This window comes from Desulfobacterales bacterium, from assembly GCA_034520365.1.
GTDB lineage: Bacteria > Desulfobacterota > Desulfobacteria > Desulfobacterales > Desulfosalsimonadaceae > M55B175.
Map to the genome: position 1 here is coordinate 33,550 of JAXHNP010000005.1, position 23,778 is coordinate 57,327.

Sequence of the window (23,778 nt, forward strand, 5' to 3'; positions counted from 1 at the left end):
AACCATGAGGGCCATATACAAATTTGTGCTGATTCTATTTATATCACTGGCAATTGCCTTGCCGGGACAGAGCTATGCGGCCGGCACCTCGGATGCCTGTGCCACCAAATACCCCATAATTCTGGCCCACGGCACGGGCGGTGCGGCGGAGATGATGGGAATTGTGGATTACTGGTGGGGGATACCCGAGGCCCTGCGCAATGAAGGGGCGGAAGTGTATGTGACCTCGGTCAACGGCATGGACGGAACCGATGATAAAGCCGAACAGTTCAAAAAGAAATTCTTCGAAATTAAAGCGGCCCTTGAAAAGGACCTGCCGACCGAGAGCGCCCCAAAATTCAATATTATCGGCCACTCCCACGGGGCCCTGTACACCCGGTATGCGATCAGCAACCTGGGAATTGCTGAAAATGTCGCCAGCTACACGAGCATTGCCGGTCCGCACCATGGGATGTTTCTGGCGGATGCCCTTGTTCAAGCAACACCGGAACTGATTCAACAGCTGACCGGCAAAACCCTGGATTTTGTTTACGCCTATTTTTTCGGCAATACCCAACCGGACTCGCTGGATAACGTCTATGACGTCACCCGGGCTCAGATGGACTTTTTCAATGACAATTGTCCCAATGATGAAAATATTTATTACCAGAGCTATGCCGCCCGGGTGAAGCTGACCTGCCCCAATCCTGTGCTGGAGCCCACATGGCTCTTTCTCTTATCCCATGAAGGCCCCAATGACGGTCTGGTCAGCGTAGAAAGCGCCCAATGGGGCACATTCAAAGGATCAGAATCCGGAGCCTGGTGGAGCCCCGGATGTGACCACCTGGCCATTATCGGCCACCTGTTCGGCATGACCCCGGGATTCAACGCACCGGAATTTTACATCGACATTGTCAGTGAGCTGAAACGTAAAGGATTCTAAATCAACCTGCCTCTCCACGCTCCGTATCGCCCCAATCTCAATGCCATTAATACTTAAGGAGTAGTAATCCCGCCCCAATGACATACCCCGCTGCAATACCGGCAGAATTAATTGCCTTCAACTTCTCCAGCGAAAAACACTAGTTATTACCTGACAAAAATACCGTTGCCTTTTAGTATTGAATAACGATCAGAGTTTGTCATTATACCCATGTTAGTTTCTGTAAACGTCGTTTAACAATTTTTTCATCATCTAAGGAGGTTGCGTAATGGACGGCATCAGTGGCGCCTATCCCGAGTTTGTCGATTCCATTGACAGCTTTTCCGAACTGCTTCAATACCGGGCAAAAGATGCCCCGGACCGGCTTTTGTTCACCTACCTGGAAGACGGGGAGAATGAATCCGCGCAAATGACCTACCGGGATCTTGACCAAAAAGCCCGGGCGATTGCGGCCGAGCTTCTTTCCGTCTGCCGCCCGGGAGACCGGGCGCTTCTGCTGTACCTGCCCGACCTGAACTATATCGCGGGTTTCATGGGATGCCTGTATGCCGGCATTATCGCCGTTCCCGCCTATCCGCCGGACCCCTCGCGCCTGGCCCAGACACTTCCGAGATTAAAAGGAATTATTGAGGATTCCGGTGCAAAAATCGCGCTCAGCACCCAACTGGTGGTTGGCTTTGCCCAGGACCTTTTTGAAAAAGAGGCTGCCTTAAAAAACATTCAGTGGCTGGCAACCGACGACCTGCCGGCAGAGCCCGTATCTTCGTATGAATTGCCCGCACTCACCCCGGATTACCTGGCCTTTCTGCAATATACCTCCGGCTCCACCGGAATTCCTAAAGGGGTGATGGTCAGCCACGGCAATCTTCTGAAAAACGCCGCCCTGATTCAGGCCGGATTTGAGGATACGCCGGAGACTTTCGGTGTGTCCTGGCTGCCGCCCTATCATGACATGGGGCTGATCGGAGGCATCCTCCAGCCCATCTATCTCGGCGCGGGCACCGTTTTGATGTCCCCCATGATGTTTCTTCAAAAACCCTTCCGCTGGCTTTCCGCCATTTCCAAATACCGCGCCACCACCAGCGGGGGGCCCAACTTTGCCTATGACCTGTGCGCAAGGAAGGTTACGCCTGAAGAGAAAAAACAGCTGGATTTAAGCTGCTGGCAACTGGCCTTCAACGGCGCCGAACCGGTCCGCGAAGAAACGCTGACCGCTTTTGCCGAGGCGTTTTCCGAATGCGGATTCAAAATGGAAGCGTTTTATCCCTGTTACGGAATGGCTGAAACGACCCTGTTTGTCGCCGGCGGCCAAAAAGGCGTCCGGCCGAGACAGACCGCAATTAACAGCAGCGCCCTGCAATGCCACCGGGCGGAAAAAAATCCGGAATCCGGCGATGCCAAAAAGACACTGGTCAGCAGCGGGCAGGCAAAATCACCGGAACAAATCATCATCGCAGACCCGGAAACCTTCAGGCGATGCCCGGATGGAGCGGTCGGAGAAATCTGGGTGGCCGGTCCCAACGTGGCCCGGGGCTACTGGAATCAGCCCATCGCGACCGAAGAGACATTTCATGCCTATCTTGCCGACACCGGCGAAGGGCCGTTTCTGCGAACCGGGGATTTGGGATTTCTGGAAGGCGAAGATCTTTATGTAACCGGCCGGATAAAGGACCTGATCATTATCCGGGGGCGCAATTATTACCCCCAGGATGTGGAGCTGATCGCCGAAAAAAGCCATACGGTGCTCCGCCCGGGATGCGGGGCGGCCTTTCCGGTGGATGTGGAAGGCGAAGAACGGCTGGCATTGGCCTATGAAATAAGAGACAAGGAAATCGGTCAGCAGGAAACAAATGAAATCATCAACGCGATTCATCAGGCCGTCCTTGATGCAGCGGCATTGAATGTCTATGCCATCTGGCTTCTTCAGCCCCGAAGCATACCAAAGACCTCCAGCGGCAAACTCCGACGGCATGCCTGCCGGGAAGGCTATCTGAGCGATACCCTTGACGTGATTGCCAAATGGCGGGAATCCGATGGCCTGAAATCCACGGTGCCGGATCAGGCGCCCCAGCATCAAAGCCGGCCCCATGCCCCGGCCGGCAATCTCCGGACAGCGGAAGCCATTGAAAAATGGCTGAAAGAACGGCTGGCAAAAACCCTGCGGATTCTGCCGGAAGAAATTGATATTCGAACACCGTTTTCCCGCTACGGCCTGGACTCCGTCGAGGCGGTGGGTCTTGCCGGCGAACTTGAAACCCAGTTGAACAGACGTCTGCCGCCCACTCTGGCCTATGATTATCCGACCATTGAAGCGCTTTCCAAACACCTGGCGGAGGGCCCGGAAACGGCTCCAGACCGCCAACAGCAGCCGGATTCCCATGCCGCGGCGAATCCGAGCATCGCCATTATCGGCATGGGCTGCCGCTTTCCCGGCGCGGACGGTCCGAAGGCCTTCTGGGATCTGATCCTCAATAAAATCAACGCGGTCACCGAAGTGCCGGCCGACCGCTGGGACCGGGAGGCGTTTTATGCTGAACAGGCCGGCACACCGGGCAAAATGAACACCCGGTGGGGCGGATTTTTAACGGATGTGGATCAATTTGATCCGAAATTCTTCGGCATTTCGCCGAGAGAGGCCACCCACATGGACCCCCAGCAGCGGCTTTTGCTGGAAACCGCCTGGGAAGCCCTGGAAAATGCCGCTCTTCCCGAAGAAAAAGTGGATGACACCCTGACCGGCGTATTTATCGGTATCAGCGGCAGCGACTACTCCCGGAATAATTTTAACACGCCGGCCGCCATGGATGCCTATGCCGGCCCGGGAAACGCCCTTTGTATCGCCGCCAACCGGATTTCCTACTGGTTAAACCTCCATGGGCCCAGCTGGGCGGTGGACACCGCCTGTTCATCCTCCCTGGTCGCGCTTCACCAAGCCTGCCGGAGCCTTCGCACCGGCGAATGCGACATGGCCATTGCCGGGGGCGCCAACATGATTTTAAGCCCCCAGATTACCGTGAGTTTTTCGCAGGCCGGCATGATGGCGCCGGATGGCCGGTGCAAAAGCTTTGACGCGGATGCTGACGGATATGTGCGGGGCGAGGGCTGCGGGGTGGTGATCCTGAAGCGGTTTTCAGACGCGCTCGCAGATGGCGACGAAATCCTGGCGGTCATCCGCGGAACCGCCGTCAACCAGGACGGCCGCAGCAACAGCCTGACCGCGCCCAGCGGGCCGGCCCAGCAGCGCGTACTTAAAACCGCTCTTGCCGATGCGGGCGTTGACGCCCGCGAACTCGGCTATATCGAAGCCCACGGCACGGGAACCGCCATCGGCGATCCGATTGAACTGGGGAGCCTGAAAAACGTCGTTGCCAATGGTAGAAGCCCTGAGGATAGATGCTGGATCGGATCCGTAAAATCAAACATCGGCCACCTTGAGGCCGCCTCCGGCACCGCCAGCTTGGCCAAGGCGGTGATGAGCATTCAAAACGGAATCATCCCGCCCAACCTGAATTACCGGACCCCCACCCCCCATGTCCCCCTTGACGATTCGCCGATTGACGTCCCCACCGAGAACCAATCATGGCCGGCGGACAGGCGCCGTTTGGCCGGAATCAGCAGCTTCGGCTTCGGCGGAACCAATGCCCACGTTATCATTGAAGAGGCCCCGATCCGGCGCAAGACAAAAACCGCCGCAGTACGCCCGTTTCACCTTTTAACCCTTTCGGCAAAAACCGATGCCGCGCTGCTTGAACTGGCCGACCGATACAGCCGCAGACTTTCCAAGCATCCGGATACATCTATCGGGGATTTATGCTATTCGGCAAACACCGGCCGAACCCATTTTGCCAACCGATTGGCCATAGGGGCTGCAACTGCCGGTGAATTAAAAGACAAACTGGCGGCTGCGGCCGCCGGCAATGCCGATACCGGCATCCTCTCCGGAAGCGCCGCCAAAAACAGCTCTTTGTCCGTGGTTTTTCTGTTTACCGGCCAGGGGGCCCAGTATCCCGGCATGGCCAAATCGCTTTTTGGCTCCCAGCCGGTCTTCCGGGAACATATCACGGCATGCGACGCCCTGCTTCGCCCGTATCTTGACGGATCGCTGATGGATGTAATTTTCGCCTCGTCTGAGGCGGCCGAAGAAATCCATCAGACCGGCTATACCCAGCCGGCGCTGTTTGCCGTTGAATACAGCCTGGCCCGGCTCTGGGAGTCCTGGGGGATCTTTCCCGCGGCCGTAATGGGGCACAGTGTGGGGGAATACGTGGCAGCCTGCCTTGCCGGCGTGTTTAGCCTTGAAGACGGTTTGCGATTGATCGCGGCAAGGGGCCGGCTGATGCAGAGTTTGCCGGAAAACGGGGCGATGGCCGCCGTCATGGCAACCCGCGAGGCGGTTTCCCCGATTCTGGAAAAATATGCGGACGATGTTTGCGTCGCTGCCTATAACGGGCCGAAAAGCATGGTTATTTCAGGCGTACAAAAACGCGTGGAAGCCGTTGTTCGTGAACTTTCCGCAGAAGGCATCCGATCTAAGCCCCTGTCCGTGTCACACGCGTTCCATTCTCCGCTGATGGCGCCGATTTTGGATGAATTCTCTGAAACAGCAGCCGATATACAGTACGGTCCGCCGCAGATGCCATTGATTTCAAACCGGACGGGACGGCCCGTGGATGAAAACATCGCTTCGCCGCAATACTGGCGCCGCCATATCATGGAGCCGGTACAGTTCGCCCGGAGCATGGAGACCCTTTATGAATCCGGGCACCGGATGTTTCTCGAATGCGGGCCACATCCCGTGCTGCTGGGAATGGGGAGACAATGCATTCCGGACAAAGACTGCCTGTGGCTGCCAAGCCTCCGGCGGGGGCGTGCGGACTGGCAGCAGATGCTGACCAGCCTTGGCGAACTCTATGTGCGCGGCGCACGGATCAATTGGGACCAGGTGGACCAGGCCCATGCCGAACGGCGGGTGAATCTGCCGAATTACCCGTTTCAACGCAAACGATACTGGCTTGAAGCCCGGCAGAATCCCGCCTCCGCCGCCCCGGACCATCAAGCCGACACCGTGCACCCCCTCCTGGGAAGGCAGGTCCCCACCGCTTTGTTAAAGAAAGAAGAAAGCCTTTACGAGTCCGTCATCAGTCCGGACAATCCGCCCTATCTCAAGGATCACAGGATCTTTGACCAGGTGATCTTTCCGGCGGCCGCTTATCTTGAAATGGGACTTTCCGCAGGCGCCCGGGCGCTTGACACCCAGTTCCTGTGCCTGGAAAACGTCTCGTTCCACCAGGCCTTGTTTCTGGACGAGAATGCCCCGCGGACGCTGCAGGTAGTGTTATCAGAAAATCCGGATGCCGCCGGCTACGGGTTCACCATCTATAGCCGTTCGCAACAAAACGGAGATAATGCGCATTCGGATCAAGGCGACTGGATGCTTCATGCCGAGGGCGAAGTCCGCGAACTTCAGAGGGATGAATCAAACGAAAATATCGAAAACTGGGGACAGGTCAAAACCGCTTTTACCGAGGAGGTCCCGATCCCCGCATTTTACTCCCGGCTGCGGCAACAGGGATTAAACTACGGCATCAATTTCCGGGGGATTGAACAATTATGGCGTAAAAACGGCAATGCCCTGGGCAAAATCGGGCTGCCGGCAAAACATCAGCAGCCGCCCGGCAGTTATATCTTCCCGCCCGCTCTTCTGGATGCCTGCTTTCAGTCCCTGGGCGGTGCCATGAATGGCGATACCGAGGCGACCCTTTTGCCGGTCGGTATAAAGCGGATGAATGTGCGCAAAATAAACAGCGACGGTCTGTGGTGCCGGACGGGGCAAATTGCGGAAGCGGAGAAAAACAGTTTCAAAGCGGATCTCGATGTTCTGGATGACAGCGGCAATACCGCGGCCCGGGTCGAGGGGTTGACCCTGCGCAAGGTAGCACCCGAGATGCTGTTTACCGGCAGCCGGCCGAATACGGAGAACTGGCTCTATGAATTAAGCTGGACAGGGCAGGAAAACCCGCTTGGTGAATCCCCCTTTGCCGAAGCGCCCGGCTTTTGGCTGCTTTTTGCAGACAGCACCCAATCGGTGCGAGAAGTTGCAGACCGCTTGGAAACACGGGGCGCCGCATGCCTTTGCGTGACCCCGGGTAAAAATTTCAAGTACGATGCAAAGCGCTGTCACGCTACTGTTAATCCGGAATCACCGGAGGATTTTAATCAGCTTCTTAGCCGGGCCGGCAAGCAGGAACTGCCGATTCAGGGCATTGTTTATATGTGGCAGGCCAAACCGGCTTCCGATGTTTCCGAAATTTTGACCCAAAACCCCCTGCTTGGCTGCGACAGTCTGCTGTACCTGGTCCGCTCACTGGCAACCACAGCCCATTCTCCCCGGCTCTGGATCATCACACGCGGCAGCCAGGCCCCTGACGCACAAATGGACGCCCAAACGGACGCCCAAACGGAAGTTCCGGATCCCGGCCAGGCCCCCCTATGGGGACTGGGGCGGGTGATCGCCCTTGAACATCCGTCTCTTCACTGCACCCGGATTGACCTGGATCCAAATGAAAAATCCACAGATTCCGAAACCCTGGTCAACGCGCTGTGGCACCCGGATGCAGAGGACCAGATCGCTTTTCGCGGCGGCAGCCGTTTCGCGGCCCGCCTAACAGAATACCATAAAAATGACGGAAATAAAGCGGACAGCCTGTCTATTCCGGAATCCGCGTCGTATCGGCTGGCCACCCGTCAATACGGTATTCTGGAAAATCTGTACCTGGCGCCGCAGGACCGAGCCCAACCCGGGCCGGAGGAAGTCGAAATCCGGGTCTGCTCGGCCGGCTTAAACTTCCGGGATGTGTTAAATGCGCTTGGCATGTTGCAGCAGGCCGCCGAAGAACTCGGCATTGAATCCGCGGAAGCCCTGCCGTTCGGCGGGGAATGCACCGGCGTTGTCGCCGCGGTGGGCAGGAATGTCAAACGGTTCAAGCCCGGGGATGAAGTCATCGGGGCCTTTGCCGTAGGCAGCCTTGCCCGGTTTGTCTGTGTGGATCAGGCGTATGTGGCCTTAAAGCCGGAGAATATAACCTTTGACGAAGCCGCCACCCTTCCCGTCACGTTCCTGACGGCATGGTACGGCTTGTACCGGCTGGCCGGATTAAAGTCCGGGGAGAGCGTTCTGATTCATTCCGCCGCCGGCGGGGTGGGCCAGGCCGCCATCCAGCTGGCCCAAAAGGCGGGCGCCGAAATATTTGCAACAGCCAGCCCGGGCAAATGGGAGTTCTTAAAATCCAGGGGCGTAGCGCACGTAATGAATTCCCGCACCCTTGATTTTGCCGATGAAATCCAAACCCTGACAAACGGCAGGGGCGTTGATGTGGTATTTAACAGTCTGAACGGGGACTTCATTGAAAAATCGCTTTCCGTTGCCGCCGAAGGCGCGCGGTTCGTGGAGATCGGCAAAATCGGTATCTGGGATGAGGCCCGGATGAACCGGGCGCGTCCGGATGTCGCCTATTATCCGTTCGACCTGATTGAAGTTGCCGGAAAACGCCCGGAAGCAGTCACTGACATGCTATCCGAAATAATGGCCCGTATAACCGAAGAACAACTCAATGCATTGCCCTGCAAGGTGTATCCCCTGGAAAACACGGTAAACGCCTTCCGGTTCATGGCCCAGGCCAAGCACATCGGAAAAGTCGTCATCTCGCTTGCCCCCAAAGATGTTGAGTCAGAAAAAGCAATGGTTCATGATACCGCCTGCTACCTGATTACCGGCGGCTATGGCGCCATCGGTCTTCAGGCCGCCCGTTGGCTTGCGGAAAAAGGGGCGCGGCATCTGGTGCTTATCGGCCGCAGCGGGCCATCACCAGAAGCGGAAAAGGAAATCGAAGGATTGACCCAGGCCGGGGTGCACGTTTTCCAGGCCCGGGCGGATGTCTCCCGCCGCGAGGATCTCTACGGTGTTCTGGCATCGATAAAAACAAATATGCCGCCGCTTAAGGGAATCATCCATGCCGCCGGCCTGCTGGAAGACGGCATGCTGGCCAACCTGTCCAGGGATGCATTTGACCGTGTGATGGCGCCGAAAGTGGCCGGCGCCTGGCACTTGCATCAGCTTACCCGCGAGATGGGACTCGATTTTTTTGTTCTTTTCTCATCCGCGGCAGCCCTTCTGGGGTCACCGGGCCAGGGCAACTATGCCGCAGCCAATGCCTTCATGGATGCACTGGCCCATTATCGGAAAAGCCAGGGACGGCCCGCATTAAGCGTGAATTGGGGCCCCTGGGCCGGGGCCGGGATGGCGGCGGATAGCTCCGGAGCGGCATTTTCAGGAATGGATAGAATCCCCCCGGACAATGGATTGGACATACTGGACCGGCTGCTTGCCGAGGATGCGGTCCAGGCCGGTGTCCTGCCCATCAATTGGCCCGAGTTTCTGGACCGGTTTCCCGAAAATCTGACGCCGCCGGTTTTCAAAAATTTCACCAACCGCCGAAAGCAAAAGAGCACCGGCAACTCCGCCGTTGTTCAGGAAATATCCGAGGCCCCGCCGGCGGCGCGCCGGGATATCATCGCCCGGTACCTGACGGATCGCGTATCCCACGTGCTGGGTCTTTCCGATGATGTCCCGCTTGACCCTGAACAGCCGTTAAAGGAAACCGGCCTGGATTCATTGATGGCGGTTGAACTCAACAATATAATCCAGACCGATCTCGATGTGGGCCTGACAGCTGAAAATTTTATGGAGAACCCGAGCATCGCCATGCTCTCGGAAACCATTCACCAGCTTCTCGAGTCCGCGGGCCGGTTCAAATCCGATGCGCCCAAAGAAAATGATCAAACAACACCGCACGGGCAGACGGCTTCAACCCCCGAATCAAACGGCTGGCTGGCCTACCGCAAGGAGAAACCGGACGCCCTGATCAACCTCTTCTGCTTCCACCATATGGGGGGCGCGGCCTCCCTGTTTCAGGGCTGGCCGGAGGAATTGGCGGATGCCATTGATGTGTGCCCGGTACAGCTCCCGGGACGGGAGGGGAGACGGCATGAAAAAACCTTCGACAGGTTCGACCATCTAATCGAGGCCCTGCTGGAGATGATTCAACCCCACCTCGACCGGCCTTTTGCATTTTTCGGCCACAGTATGGGGACATGGATCGCCTATGAACTCACTCATGCCATCAGACAAAAGATCGGCCAATCCCCCGTCCACCTTTTTGCTGCCGCTATGCCGCCGCCTTGCGAAAACGGGGCATTTATGAAGAATAGACCCATTGATGAATCCTTGATGCCGCACATGGAAATTCCCGAGCCGTTGCGGGGTGATGATACTTTCATGAACGAATGGCTGAACCTTTTTAATGCCGATGCCGGATTGTTTCAAACCTACCACTGCCAGGTTAAGCCGGCGCTTGACTGCCCGATAACCGCTTTTGGGGGGGCATCGGATGAACTGGTGAGCCGTGCGGATCTTTCCGCCTGGCACCAGTATACCTCGGATACCTTCAGGCTTCAGCTTATGCCCGGCCAGCACATGTTTCCCGTCGGAAGCAGAAACCGCTTAATGGCGGCGATTAAGCAGGATTTGACGCCGTTTCTCTATTCCGGGCATTAAAAAGCAGCCTACGCCCGGGCCTGGGAAAAACTTTTGGGCACGCCTTCATAGGGGGTTCGCTTCTTGGATTTGAGCGTCCTGGGATCCCGCATGGTTTTAAGAATTTCGATGCTGTCCTTTAAGCCTTTATGAAGCCTTGCCATATCAATAGCCATAGCGGTCATATTAGCCACCGCCTGGACAAAATTCACGTCATCCATGTCAAAATCCACCGGCTCCGCGGTATACACCCGAAGCGCGCCGATAATCCGGTCGGCAGTGGTCATGGGCACTGAAAGTATGGACGCAATCCCCTCCTTTTTAGCCTCATCCGGATACTGAATCCGCGGATCATCCGATACATCGCCGATGGCCACCGGACCTTCGCTCAAAGATTCGGCAATGGAATGCATGGCGCTGACCGGGCCTTTGTTGAGATACTCCTTGCTAAGACCAAAGGATGCGGCGATTTCCAGTTCATTGGTATGCCGATTGATCAGAAAAATGCTGCATCCCTTGACATTCAGCGCATGGGCAATGCTTTCTGCAGTCAACAGCACCACTTCCTCCGGGTCCCGGGAATGGGAGATGGAATTGGTGATTTTGAGCAGGGTTTCGTAATTGACGACTTGTTTTTTCATGGTGTGACCTCCTTGTGGACGGTTGCAATTTATGGCTTGAGCCATAAACCGGATAAAAATCTTTCATGTGGCAGCCGCTGGGCCAATACGGATCAGAACAAAACAGAACCAACCGGAAACCCTCAGCCGGTTAAACAGAAGAAGCAAAGAAAGCTTCGGATTCAGAATCCGGAGAAGAAGAGCTGATTGAGAATTATGAAGAAAAGACTTTTGTCAAATAAAACACGTACAAACCAGCCAGAAAGCCTTGGAACGTGCCCCATGAGATATCAATCAGCGTAATCGGCAGCGGGTAGTCCTTTACAAACGAAAGGTTGGTGAGATCATAGGTACAGTAGAGCACGAATCCGGCGAAGGCCCCAACCCCCAGGGCTGCGCCCAGGGTATTTTGTATAAGCAGGATTAGGGAAATAAAAACCACCAGTCCAAGCGCGATAATCACCTGGACAAGCAGTCCCGCCGGCAGATTGAAAACGATCCGTCCATTTTCCACTGCGGCCAGATAGCCCAAATGCTTGAAATAAATGCCCCGGGCCACCACGGAGAGCCAGAGCAGATCCAGGATGATGAAAATGGGAATGGATAAAATGGCCACCTTGAAAAATGTTGACGTCAAAAAATACTGCATGGCTTTTTCCTCGGCCCGGTTCATGGTTTATATCTTTAATATATTCCTGTCTGCCGGACCGGTCAAATTTTACGCATTTTAATTCGATTATACAAAAATTTCGCATGCTGATGCATTATTTCGGTTTGACCTTTAAGCCGACGGATCTACATTATAATAAATGTCATTAATTTTAGCCTTCCGCCGCTGTCATTTCGAGGAACGACAGTGACGAGAAATCTTAAAAAATCATCAAATTATAAAATTTCTCGCTGGCGCTCGAAATGACAACCGAGCCGATTTTCAACCTTAAATCAATGTGGCATTGACATTATACTCAATGTCGTGAACTGGAGAAGGTCGGGATGAGGGTAAAAATGGCTTAAGCGAATGGTTTTGACATTATACCTGAATACGCCCTCAATTTAGGGGCAAATATTAATGTGTGAGGCGCGGATGCATAAATTTTTCGTGATGTTGATTGTTTTTGGTTTCCTGGCGGCGGCTGCCGTCCCCTTGACCGGTGCAGCGGAAATCGAGGGGGTGACATTTGAAGAGCGCATTCGCGTTGACGGCAAAGACCTGCAATTGCGCGGAACTGCGCTATTGAAGCACCTGATTGTGATCAAGGCCTATGTGGGGGCACTTTACCTGCCGAAGGAGACGGCCGCCGCAAAGGTGCTCTCGGATGTCCCCAAGGTCCTGGTGCTGCATTATTTTCACGAAATTCCGGCGGCGGATTTTGCCAAGGCGACCACGAAAATGATTGAAAAAAACGTGGATGAGGCCGAATTTCAAAAGTTAAAGCCCCGGATCGAACAGATGAATGCCCTTTACCGGACGGTTTCGCCCGGCGATGAATATCAGGCGGCATATATCCCGGGCAGCGGCACCTCTCTTGCCTTAAACGGCGAAAGACTCGGCGTGGTTCCCGGCGAACAGTTCGCCCGGGCCTATTTTGCCATGTGGCTGGGCAAAAACCCCATCAGCAAATCCTTCCGGGATCGGCTACTGGACCGGTAAACGGGCATGAAGACGCTTTCCGCCGGCAAAAAGATCGCCTACTCGGCCCCGGCATTCGCCCTGGCCGTGGTGGGGATTCCGGTATACGTCTACCTCCCGAAATTCTATACCGACGTGGTGGGCGTGCACATCTCCGCCCTGGGCGTGATCCTGCTTTTGGTACGGCTCTTTGATGCGGTGACGGACCCGGCCATCGGGCTGATCTCGGATCGCATCCAGACCCCGTGGGGCCGGCGCCGGCCGTTCATCCTGGGCGGGGCGGTGTTTACCGCCATGGCCATCATTCTGCTATTCAACCCGCCGGATGTGGGACCGGATGCCGCCACCCTGTGGTTTTTGATGCTTATTTTCGCGCTTTTTCTCTTCTGGACGGTGGTGATCGTCCCCTACGAATCCCTGGGTCCGGAGCTTACCTTTGACTATGATGAGCGTACCACCCTTTTTTCCATGCGCGACGGGGCCCTGATTGCCGGAACCCTCGTGGCCGCCGCCTCGCCGGCGGCCGTGAAATGGTTGTTTACCATTCCCGAAGGCGGGGCCGGTGAACGCGAAACGTTTTTTATTCTGTCGCTGGTCTATACGCCCCTGATCATCCTCACGGCTGTCTGGTGCGTTCTGGCCTTCAGGGAAAAAGCCGTGGAAATCAGCGCCAGAACTGAAAATATTTTTTCCCGTGTGCTATCCAGCCTGCAGAACCGGCCCTTTCGGATTCTGCTTATCTCCTATACCATCAGTGCCATCGGCAACAACCTGCCGGCCACCCTGATCCTCTATTACGTGGAATATGTGCTCCACTCCCCGCGGGCAGATCTATATCTGCTGCTCTACTTTGTGACCGGCATCCTGTTTCTCCCCATGTGGGTGGCGGGCTCCGGCCGCTTCGGCAAGAAAGCCGTGTGGCTGGTCTCCATGGCGGTCAACACCGGCGCCTTTTTCTGGGTGTTTTTTCTGGGCCCCGGCGATGAAATGATTTACGGCATCCTGGTCTTTATCTCCGGCATCGGGTTCGGGGCGACTCTGGCGATTCCGTCGGCCATCCAGGCGGATGTAATTGACTATGACGAGTTAAAATCCGGTGAGCGGCGGGAAGGGCTGTATATCGGCCTCTGGTCTATTGCCAAAAAGCTGGCCGCCGCCCTGGGGGTGGGCGCAGGTCTTGCGCTTCTGGGCGCATCCGGATATGTGCCCAATATTCAGCAAACCGAATCCGTGGTGTTTACCCTGCGAATGCTCTATGCCCTGGTACCGTGTCTCTGCAATGCCGTCGCATTCGTGATTGCCCTTTACTACCCGATTTCGGGCGATCTGCACCGGGCCATCCGGGAGGCCATTGCGAGACAGGCTGAAGGCGAAAGCGTCCATGATCCGCTGGCACCCGGGCATTTGATTCATCAGGAGGATTAAGACGCAATGGAAAACTTATGGATTTTCGGGGTCAACCTGTTGGCGGCGGCCGGTCTTATGGTGATCGGCTGGCTGATCAGCCTGGCGAATAAAAATGTGACCATTGCCGACAGCTTCTGGGGGCTGGGGTTTATCCTGATCGCCTGGCTCACCTTTTTTGCCGCAGACGGCTATTTTGCCAGAAAGCTGATTCTCTCGCTCCTGGTGACTGCATGGGGCGTCCGGCTTTTTATTCACATGAGCCTCCGCAGCTGGGGCAAGGGCGAAGACCCCCGCTATGCCGAGTGGCGGAAAAAACACGGGGAGAACTTCTGGATAGTCAGCCTGTTCAAGGTATTTCTGATCCAGGCGCTCTTTCAGTGGATCATATCGCTGGGGGTCCAATACGGGCAGCTATCTGCCGTGCCGGCAAATCTCACATGGCTGGATTTTCTGGGCATGGGAATCTGGGCCGCGGGCTTTGTCATTGAGACCGCGGCGGACCGACAGCTGGTCCGCTTTAACGCTGATCCGGCCAATAAGGGCAAAGTCATGGACCAAAAGCTCTGGCGATACAGCCGGCATCCCAATTATTTCGGTGAAGCCCTGGTCTGGTGGGGACTGTTTTTAATAGTGCTGGCCGTGCCCGGGGGCGTCTGGACAATCGTCAGTCCCATGGTGATCACCTATACGCTGCTGCGCATCACCGGCGTGACCCTGATGGAGCAAACGGAATTTTCAGAAAACCCGGAGTATCAGGCTTATATCCGAAAAACCAGCGCATTTATTCCGTGGCCTCCCAAAAAATAAGCGCTTTGATCGCTCACAAAGGTAGCACCAGGAAAGGATTCAGGAAATTGCAGCCAGATTCCCGCCCTTGAATTTAATTCTGCCTGACCTCGGCCGGGCCACCTGCCCGGATGACCCCATGCCGCACCCAATTTATTGTGGTCTATTTAAAACTCGAAAAATGAGGATTCTGTTTGAGTTTGTTGAGCGGATAATAAAATGCCCGCATAACTGAAGCTTCATCGCCGCATGGTGCATAATTGTCCAAGCGGATCAGAGAGTCATGCCGGTTTTATTGTTATTGACTTGCTCATAATGCTTTGATATAAATCTCAAAAATATTTTTAACCGGATAAGCGAATCGTTTCGGTCGTCTTCGCCTTCATATTCCTATTAGCATTCTTCCCGTCAGCGATCTTGCGGACCGTATCATAAACCCGTTTTCTCGTACCGCGGGCAAAGCACATGAGGATGCCCGGACTTATTGGCGTTTGTAAACCGTCATCGGCTTCTCATGGTCGGCCCACCCTATACAATCCAGAAAGGATTCGCGGGCAATCTTCGAACAGACAGCGATTTATCCATAATCCTTTTCCACTCTCTGATTTTTGAAAAAGGGGAAAAGCATGACAGATTCCCAAACATCTGAAGAGGAAGCCCGGGAATACGCAGAGAGCATCATCAACACCGTGCGTGAACCCTTGATCGTACTGGATCAAGATTTAAAGGTGGTTTCCGCCAGTCGGTCTTTTTATGACGCCTTTAAGGTAAAGCCTGAAGAGACCGAGGGGCAACTGATTTATGACCTGGGCAACAAACAATGGGATATCCCCAAGCTGCGAGAACTGCTCGAAACCCTCCTTCCCCAAAAAACAACCCTTGATGACTATAAGATTGAACACGAATTTGCCGACCTCGGCAGGCGTACCATGCTTGTCAATGCCCGGGAAATTCACAAAAAGTCCGGAAAAGATCGGCTTATCCTTCTTGCCATAGAAGACATCACCGAGCGCAAAAAGGCCGAAAAGCAATTAGAGGAAAGTAAAGAAAAAAGCGAGGAAAAAGAAAGATGTTATCGCCTGTTGTTCGAGCAGTCCCCTCTCGGCGTGTTTCATACCGACAAAAAAGGCGTTATCGTTTCATGCAATGACAATTTTATCAAAATTATCGGTTCATCTAAAAAAGCGCTGATCGGCCTGGATATGAACACGCTGCCCGACCAAAAAATCGTTAGGAATCTGCGCAAGGCCCTGGATGGCAGTCGTGGTTATTACGAAGATGTTTATCATTCCGTGACGGCAAAACAATCCACGCCGGTGAGAGTTTATTTTTCGCCATTGAGGGCTGAAGACGGCACAGTTATCGGCTGTACGGGTATTGTTGAAGATATTACAGAACAAACACAGTCTGAACAAGCCCTTCGCCGATCTGAGAACTACTATCGCGCCATATTTGAGACCACCGGCGCAGCAATGTTTATTATTGAAGAAGACACTATTATTTCGCATGTTAACACCAATTTCGAAACCCTGGCCGGATATTCCAAGCAGGAGGTGGAAGGGAAAAAATCCTGGACCGAATTTATTCACGCCGATGATGTTGCCCGGATGAAGGAATACCATTATTTGCGCCGGAGCGACCCTCGCACAGCACCTCTTAATTATGAGTTCCGTTTCTTTGTCCGCAATGGCGGGTTGCGCCACGGCTTTCTGACCGTCGACATGATTCCCGACACTACACAGACCGTGGTTTCTCTTATAGACATCACCGAGCGCAAGCGGGCCGAGGATGCACTGCGCCAGCGGGAAAGCCTGCTGCAGAGAATTTTTGATATCCTCCCGATTGGACTCTGGTTCGCTGACGAAAAGGGCAGACTCCTGCGGGGTAACCCTGCAGGAGTGGAAATATGGGGTGCAGAGCCCTTAGTTGATCCGTCTGAATACGGTGTTTTCGCGGCCAGGAGATATCCTTCCGGAGAAGCTATCACACCGGACACCTGGGCTCTTGCCCACACGATTCGAGGCGGCGCTACCATTCTGGATGAGTTGCTGGAAATCGACGCATTTGACGGGAAGAAAAAAATTATTCTCAATTCCACTGCGCCGGTTCTGGATGAAAAGGGAAATATTGAAGGGGCCGTGGTTATCAACCAGGATGTGACAGAGCGTGAGAAACTTCAATCTCAGCTAAATCAGGCCCAGAAGATGGAATCCGTGGGCCGGCTTGCAGGCGGGGTGGCCCATGATTTTAACAACAAGCTTGCCATCATCAACGGATATGCCGAAATGGCCATCGACATGATGGACCCGTCAGATCCCCTCCGCGAAACGATCCGGGAAATATATACCGCTGGAAAAAAATCCGCCGACATCGTCCGGCAGCTAATGGCTTTTGCCCGGCAGCAGACCATCAATCCGGTGCAGCTCGATTTAAATGAGACCATTTCCGGCATGCTGAAAATGCTGCAACGCTTGATCGGCGAAAATATTGAGCTTGTGTGGCACCCGGGCAACAACCTCTGGCCGGTAAAATTAGACCCCTCCCAGGCGGACCAGACCATGACCAATCTTGCCGTCAATGCGCGGGATGCAATTGCCGATGTGGGCAAAATTAAAATAGAAACAAACAATGTCGAGGTTGATGAAAATTATTGTACACTTTATCCTTATTTTGTTCCCGGACAATACGTCATGCTTTCCGTAAGCGATGATGGTTCGGGCATGGACAAGGAGACGCTGACGAATCTGTTTGAACCGTTTTTTACCACCAAAGAGATCGGGAAAGGAACCGGACTCGGCCTGGCTATGATATACGGCATTGTCAAACAGAACAACGGCTTTATCAATGTAGACAGCGAACCCGGAAAGGGAACGACTGTTAAAATATACCTGCCCCGTCTTGAAACGGAAGAATCCGCTTTGGAGCCCGCAAAAGAATCCACACCCACACGGCAATTACCTACGGGAACGGAAACCATCCTGATCGTCGAAGATGAAATACCGGTGCTGCAAATGTCCAGACAGATCCTCGAAAGGCTGGGTTACACCGTTCAGACTGCTGGGAATCCATCTGCGGCATTGCAACTATTTGAAGCATATAATGGAACAATTCATTTGCTCATCACCGACGTGATTATGCCGGAGATGAATGGGCGGGATCTGGCCTCGCAAATGGCCATGAGCCGGCCCGGACTCAAAATTTTATACATGTCGGGCTATACGGCTGATGTGATTGCCCATAAAGGGGTGATAGATGAAGGCGTTCAATTCATCCAGAAACCGTTTTCGATGCAGGAATTAGCGGTCAAGGTGCGCAAAGCGATAGAGCCGGGCTCGGCGTATTGACCTGGTATAGGGTACGAATGCAACTTGCCATAATGTTGATCAATAATTTCAATAGGTGACTGAAGACTGTAAAAAGCTATACGTAGCTATCCGCCCAAAACCCGACATGCAAGATGTTGGGGCATGTTCTTCGCGCAATGCCCGGCGCAGTTTGTGATTCAGGATCTGGATAGCGGTGGGGTTGGGTTTGTTTGAAGTCGCCTGTTTGCTGTAACTTGACACGTAAAATTAGAAAAATTTGCAAATGAAAATAGAAAAATAAAGTGGGGCTGTCAATAGGACGTAAAAAACCTGTCCGATGCGGGGGTGTATCATCGGTCAGGCTTTGGTTAGCTCGTTTTAGGGTAAACTAAAAGCGCCAGCCGGCGCCCAACGTTAAGGCGCTGCGCTCCATTCTTATTTCTCGCCCACCATTCGGCCCTGGGACCCTTTGGTCAAACCGGGCAATCGTGCTGCGCATGTATGCCAGCCAGTTCTTATAAAACCGGTATTTAAACGTGGCTGAGTAACCGTATGTGTTGTTTTCCGTGTCATCTGGCCAATAGTACGAGGCGTATGCCGCCCAGGTTTCACCATTCCAGCCGGCGCTAACTGCCGGGCCCCAGTCACCCTTCTCCCAGGTTGACCTGTCTCCCTTCGATTTATATCCGGAATAACCCAAACTACCACCAACAAATATATCGCGCCACGGGTATATTCTGATTCCGGCCCCGTACCACTCATGGTGGCCGGAGTCGTGCGGCGTCTTGTGTATCCAGGCATATTGGCCATACCCGCGAACTGATGCCCATTTGATCGGCCGGCATTCGATTTCCGCCCGGCTGGCCGGTCCGGGATCAAAACCCAGATCCCCGCCCATGAAAAGCCCGTAAACCTCGGCCGTGGTTTCGGCCTGGCAAAGTTTAAAGCCCGCTATTCCCGCGATTAAAAAACATACCAGCCCAATGATCAGGCAGTTTTTCTGGAACCTGGATTTTTTCATTTTTTTTGGGGCTCCAGGGTTTCCACGGCCTCAAAGTCCTGTACTTTTTTGTCCGCCGCAGCCTTTAGCTCTGTCACCCGGTCCTCCTCGATGGCGCGCACTACGGTCTCAAGGTCGCCATAGCTCAGCTCGTAAAGATACCGTTTATTCTCCTTTACAAACTGAGACCGGTTTTGATGCACCTTCTGCCCTACATCCTTCACGTGGTAAAGGGTGCACTTCCAGTTGGTTGTCACCCCGCCGTCATCGTGGCGGATCGTCACCTCTTTAATGTCGGCCGGAAACAGGATCGCGCCCTGGAGCCGCTGGATTTTAGGGTAATGATCAAAATAGGCAACCTCCTCGGCCGGGGCTGCGGTTGCCGTAAAAATCAGTAGCGATAATATAATAACCGTCCGCACGATTGGCCTCATGGTAAAACCTCCGTCATGTCAGTAGATAATAACGATCCACACGCTTTATGGTCGCCAGAAAAGGTAGTTTTTCGTGGTATTTTTCAAGTTGGTTGATCAGCACGTCGGACCCGGTAAACACCACCCGTCGCTCGCCGGTTTTCGGGTCGATAAACTGCAAGGTCAGACACTTGCCGCTTTTATTTTTTGAAAACTTGCTTTCAGCGATCTTGCTGCCAATAAACTCGATTTCCTGATTTAATATATCGTCAATCCGGGCTTTTGCCCCATCCAGTATTTTCGGTTCATCGGCAAACTCGGAAAACCGCTTTTTTCGCTTCGAATTAATTTCAGTTACCTGCATTACATCCTTCCCATTTTTAAAAAACACATTTACTAAGGGGGTCGGCCGTGCCGCCGGTCGTCGCCGCATTGGCCACAGCTGCTCTCAGTCTATCGTCAAAATATGCCTTTTTAAGATTCAGGCAGTTGGCGTGCCGCATCCAGCCCTCGTAGCTCATTACGCTGCTCATGACAGACACCGGGGCCATCTGGCGGTGATGCCTTTTAATAAAATCCATTTTCTTTTGAAATTTCCGGGCGATGGATTTTCTCAAAAGGGTATAGCCGTGAAAAAACCGATAACCCAGAAAATCAATGCCGCGGGCATCCACCGGAAACACCTGCCAGTTTTTCTTAAGCTTTAATTTCAGCCTACCGGACCAGTAGGCGTCGGTCATGGCCTTTAACTCATGCAGCCATTGCTTGTCGGCGCCTAACACCACCACATCATCGCAATACCGAAAATAGTATCGGCACTTGTTTATTTCCTTCATCCAGTGATCATATCCAGACAAATAAAGATTTCCGAAAAACTGGCTCAAATAGTTGCCAATGGGCACGCCCGGCCGGAAACTGTCAATAATTTCAAAAATTAAAGCCAAAAGGTCCGGATCCTTTATCTTTTTTTGGATAATGCACTTTAAAACCTCGTGGTCCATGCTCGGATAGAATTTTTTCACATCCATTTTAAGGCAGTAGCGGGTTCCAAAGACATCGCGCAAAGCCTTTTTAATCCGCCGGGCCCCGTCGTGGATGCCGCGGCCGCGGATGCAGGCGTATGTATCCCGGATCAGCGTTTTATCCCAGACAGGAATAATTACCTGAACAATGGCATGGTGCACGATCCGGTCCGGAAAATAAGGCAATTTGTGAATAGCCCGGGGTTTTCCGTACTCATTTTTATTGATGGCGGTGTATGTGGAGGTCTGAAAAAACCCGTCCATAAGCTTTTCTTGTATCTGCCGCAGATACGCTTCCGGATCCGCGTCCACCATCTTTACCTCCCGGTAATGGCGTTTGCCGCGCCTGGCATTTTCATGCGCCCTGGCCAGGTTTTCCAGGCTGCACACATCTTTAAATAAATTGCCGTATCGTTTCATAATCTGCTTATTTCACCCCGAAGCCTTCCGTTTTGTACCAGCATCTATGGGGCTTTGCTTTGTGTTTTGCCAAGCGGCAGGGACCGGGCCGCCATCGCAGCGTAAAGTTTAAACCGAAACAAGCTGAGCTGCCTGCCGATATTCGAATTCGAATTCGACGAGCCGTTATTCGAGTTCACGTAGAACGGACCTGCGTTCGTGCCGTTATTCACGTTCCCGCCGAAATGAGCGACCCGAAACAGCCCGGCCCCAAAAAAATCGCGACGCATACGCATTTAAAAGCAGAGCCGCCCGCCGAAATGCGAAATCGAAAACGACGAGCCGATAGACGAGTACACGCAGAACGGACCCGCGGGCGCGCCGTAATACACGTACCCGCCGAAAGGAGCGACCCGCCAGCCGGAATCTGCATCACTGTCGTAAAAAGTGTAATAATAATCGCACAAATAAGTCGCTGACCCGCCGCCAGTTGATACCGGCCAGAACCCGACCGCATCCACCACGTCCGTAATGTAGCCGTCAGACTCGGCCAGGCTGCCGGCCAATGTATAATTGGTATCCGTGTCATCCGCATAATTTTCATAATTGCCGCATGTATAGAGCCGCGATCCATTGGCTGCGCTGTTGTGGATATTGGCCGCGTCAATAAACTGCCAAATGTGGCCATACCAGTTTTCGATGCCCCGATAGCTCATGTACTGCGTGGTTCTGACGCATTCCCACGTAACCGCGCCGTCAACCACCGTATTGCCCAGGGTGGTCGGCCAGGTCGGCTCAGTCGCCCCGGTGGTCCCGGCAGATGTCACGCGGTAGGTATAGCCGGTCTGCGAGGCGTCCGGAATGCACTCATCCCCTAAGCTGTACGCTGTCTCCGCGCTCCATTTATTTACGGCCCACGTATCGTTTCCGGTAGCGTTGCCGATACCGTTTGAGTTGCCGCCCAACGCCTGCGGCCCACCTGGCCAGGCAGCATAATCCGTGATGCCCGCGCCGATTTTATCCTGGGCGTTAAGATCCGCGTACTCTGTAACGTAGAGCAGATTTACCGCCGCCCACAAATTGGCATCTAATTGATGCCAGCCGCTGCCCCGGTTTTCCGCCAATGTGCGGCCATCGCCGCGATCGAAATCAACGGCCGGCAGAACACCGGATACAGACGCCATCTGATCGTTAGCTGTGTCCCAGCCCACGTCGCCGCCCACATAGCCGGATGCCGAATCATCGTATATATTGGCCTGATATGCGCCCACATAACGATAATCAACCGAGGCCCCGGCCTTGGTAAACGCCGGGTGTAGAGATGCCTCCACCTCGGAACTATCCGGCAGAGTCAGCGTAAACGGCCCGTCAGCCACGAAAAAATAGCGGTAGTCGCTGTATTGCGCCTGGACATAGTAAAAGTCCGGAATCTCCACCATCACCTGGCCGTCCGTGCCATCCAGCGTGGCCGCATCGCCATTGGCTTTTTTAGTGGAGTCCGAAGCGCCCAAATAATAGTTTACCGTGCCGCTGTCCTGCAGCACGCAGCGGCGCATCTGCTCCTGCACCGGAAAGGTCGTCACGTCCTGGCCGATAAACGTGCCGGAGTCGATTATTCCCTCGGTGTACGTGTCGTTTGCCTGGTCCCAGCGGACGCCGTATGCGATCGCAGACTCCTCGGCACTGCTCTCATGCCAGCGCGTCCCGTGCCATCCGCTCTCCCCGTTCCAGGCCGCGGCCTGAAACGCGGCGGCAAATACTAAAAAAATTGATAAACATATAATTTTCCGCATTACTGCACCCCCAGTCGCGTGGTCAGGGTTACGCTGTCAGATAAGCCCGTCTCGGTCGCGTTGATTTGAATATATGGGGCCAGCATCAGATCCGAAATCGGAAACGCGTCGTTTCCGTCCGAGGCCGTTCCGGCGGTATTGGTAAGCCCGGTCTCGATGTCGTTTCCCTCGGAGGGCTCCACAAACGTCCCGTCTTCCCCGGTCATTGAGACCAAATACTCAAATTTAACCGTGCCGTCTCCGGTGATAGCCACCTGCAAAGAAAAATATCCGGCCGCCTTGCCCACGTAGATGGCATCCGAGGTGGCTGAGCCGCCCGCCGCGATTGTGGTTCCATCAAACAGCGTATAAACGGTGGTGCGCGGGCCGGTGTCAAAATTGCCGATGTCCAGGCCCTGGCCCCGGCGGTCCAGTTGCAGCACGCGAATTTGTCCGTCGGAAACGGTCTCATCAAAATCGATGATCAATTTATCCGCCACCGCCCGGATATCGTCAAAATTCCAGCGCGAGTCGGCCGGTATCGGTGTGGCCGGCGTGTTTGTCCGGCTGCCCCAATATACTGACAACGCCGCGTCCGAATCGTTTATCACCACAACCGTATCAGCGGCCGTATCAACAGATACTTCGGTGCCGGATGCGGTGATCGACGCCTGGGCGATCACCGGATTATAGCGCGGCGCATCGCTCGTTTTGGTTAAATTGTCGATGTCATAGTATTGGTAGGTCTGGCCGGATTCGCCCGGGGCGAGCTGTATAGTGCGGCCGTCGGTTGACTCGATGCTGATATAGCCGTTCGAGTCGTTTCGGTAGGTGGCCGCGTCCGCCATGCCGGCGCCGAAAACCATAATCAGCGCCAAAATAAGTATTAAATATCTGCTGTTTTTCATAA

The 23,778-nt window shown here is 54.1% G+C and carries 14 protein-coding genes; 6 read left to right on the top strand and 8 right to left on the bottom strand.

Annotation, left to right across the window (positions count from 1 at the left end):
* The first annotated feature begins 4 nt into the window (after positions 1-4).
* A complete protein-coding gene (locus tag U5L07_07640) occupies positions 5-922 on the top strand; it encodes an alpha/beta hydrolase (GenBank protein ID MDZ7831609.1) in 918 nt (305 codons plus the stop codon).
* A gap of 268 nt (positions 923-1,190) precedes the next feature.
* On the top strand, positions 1,191-10,535 hold the full coding sequence (locus U5L07_07645; protein ID MDZ7831610.1) for an SDR family NAD(P)-dependent oxidoreductase: 9,345 nt from the start codon (positions 1,191-1,193) through the stop codon (positions 10,533-10,535).
* An 8-nt stretch (positions 10,536-10,543) separates the two neighbouring features.
* On the opposite strand, the gene U5L07_07650 is transcribed toward U5L07_07645, so the two are convergent.
* Both U5L07_07650 and U5L07_07655 read right to left on the bottom strand, forming a co-directional pair.
* Positions 10,544-11,155, bottom strand: a complete 612-nt coding sequence (locus tag U5L07_07650; protein ID MDZ7831611.1) for a GAF domain-containing protein — start codon at positions 11,153-11,155, stop codon at positions 10,544-10,546.
* A 193-nt stretch (positions 11,156-11,348) separates the two neighbouring features.
* On the bottom strand, positions 11,349-11,807 hold the full coding sequence (locus U5L07_07655; GenBank protein ID MDZ7831612.1) for a DUF2177 family protein: 459 nt from the start codon (positions 11,805-11,807) through the stop codon (positions 11,349-11,351).
* A gap of 411 nt (positions 11,808-12,218) precedes the next feature.
* Between U5L07_07655 and U5L07_07660 the strand changes: the two genes are divergently transcribed.
* The 4 genes from U5L07_07660 to U5L07_07675 all read left to right on the top strand — a co-directional run bounded on the left by U5L07_07660 (position 12,219) and on the right by U5L07_07675 (position 18,301).
* The gene (locus U5L07_07660) at positions 12,219-12,785 is read left to right on the top strand and encodes a chalcone isomerase family protein (protein MDZ7831613.1); all 567 of its coding nucleotides are present in this window, start codon (positions 12,219-12,221) and stop codon (positions 12,783-12,785) included.
* A gap of 6 nt (positions 12,786-12,791) precedes the next feature.
* Positions 12,792-14,189, top strand: a complete 1,398-nt coding sequence (locus U5L07_07665) for a glycoside-pentoside-hexuronide (GPH):cation symporter (protein MDZ7831614.1) — start codon at positions 12,792-12,794, stop codon at positions 14,187-14,189.
* A gap of 6 nt (positions 14,190-14,195) precedes the next feature.
* Positions 14,196-14,978, top strand: coding sequence for a DUF1295 domain-containing protein (locus U5L07_07670; protein MDZ7831615.1), 783 nt, complete (start codon positions 14,196-14,198; stop codon positions 14,976-14,978).
* A gap of 605 nt (positions 14,979-15,583) precedes the next feature.
* A complete protein-coding gene (locus tag U5L07_07675; protein MDZ7831616.1) occupies positions 15,584-18,301 on the top strand; it encodes a PAS domain S-box protein in 2,718 nt (905 codons plus the stop codon).
* Between the two features lie 349 nt (positions 18,302-18,650).
* On the opposite strand, the gene U5L07_07680 is transcribed toward U5L07_07675, so the two are convergent.
* The 6 genes from U5L07_07680 to U5L07_07705 form a co-directional block, all read right to left on the bottom strand.
* A complete protein-coding gene (locus U5L07_07680) occupies positions 18,651-19,283 on the bottom strand; it encodes a hypothetical protein (protein ID MDZ7831617.1) in 633 nt (210 codons plus the stop codon).
* Positions 19,280-19,696, bottom strand: coding sequence for a hypothetical protein (locus U5L07_07685; GenBank protein ID MDZ7831618.1), 417 nt, complete (start codon positions 19,694-19,696; stop codon positions 19,280-19,282). Before U5L07_07685 ends, U5L07_07680 begins: the two co-directional genes overlap by 4 nt.
* A gap of 13 nt (positions 19,697-19,709) precedes the next feature.
* Entirely contained in the window at positions 19,710-20,039 is a 330-nt protein-coding gene (locus U5L07_07690) for a hypothetical protein (GenBank protein ID MDZ7831619.1), read from the bottom strand.
* Positions 20,040-20,055: 16 nt separating this feature from the next.
* Positions 20,056-21,117: an RNA-directed DNA polymerase gene (locus U5L07_07695; GenBank protein MDZ7831620.1), complete on the bottom strand. Its 1,062-nt coding sequence runs from the start codon at positions 21,115-21,117 to the stop codon at positions 20,056-20,058.
* A 275-nt stretch (positions 21,118-21,392) separates the two neighbouring features.
* Entirely contained in the window at positions 21,393-22,889 is a 1,497-nt protein-coding gene (locus tag U5L07_07700) for a hypothetical protein (protein ID MDZ7831621.1), read from the bottom strand.
* The gene (locus U5L07_07705; protein ID MDZ7831622.1) at positions 22,889-23,776 is read right to left on the bottom strand and encodes a hypothetical protein; all 888 of its coding nucleotides are present in this window, start codon (positions 23,774-23,776) and stop codon (positions 22,889-22,891) included. The genes U5L07_07700 and U5L07_07705 overlap by 1 nt, the downstream gene beginning before the upstream one ends.
* Between the last annotated feature and the right edge of the window lie 2 nt (positions 23,777-23,778).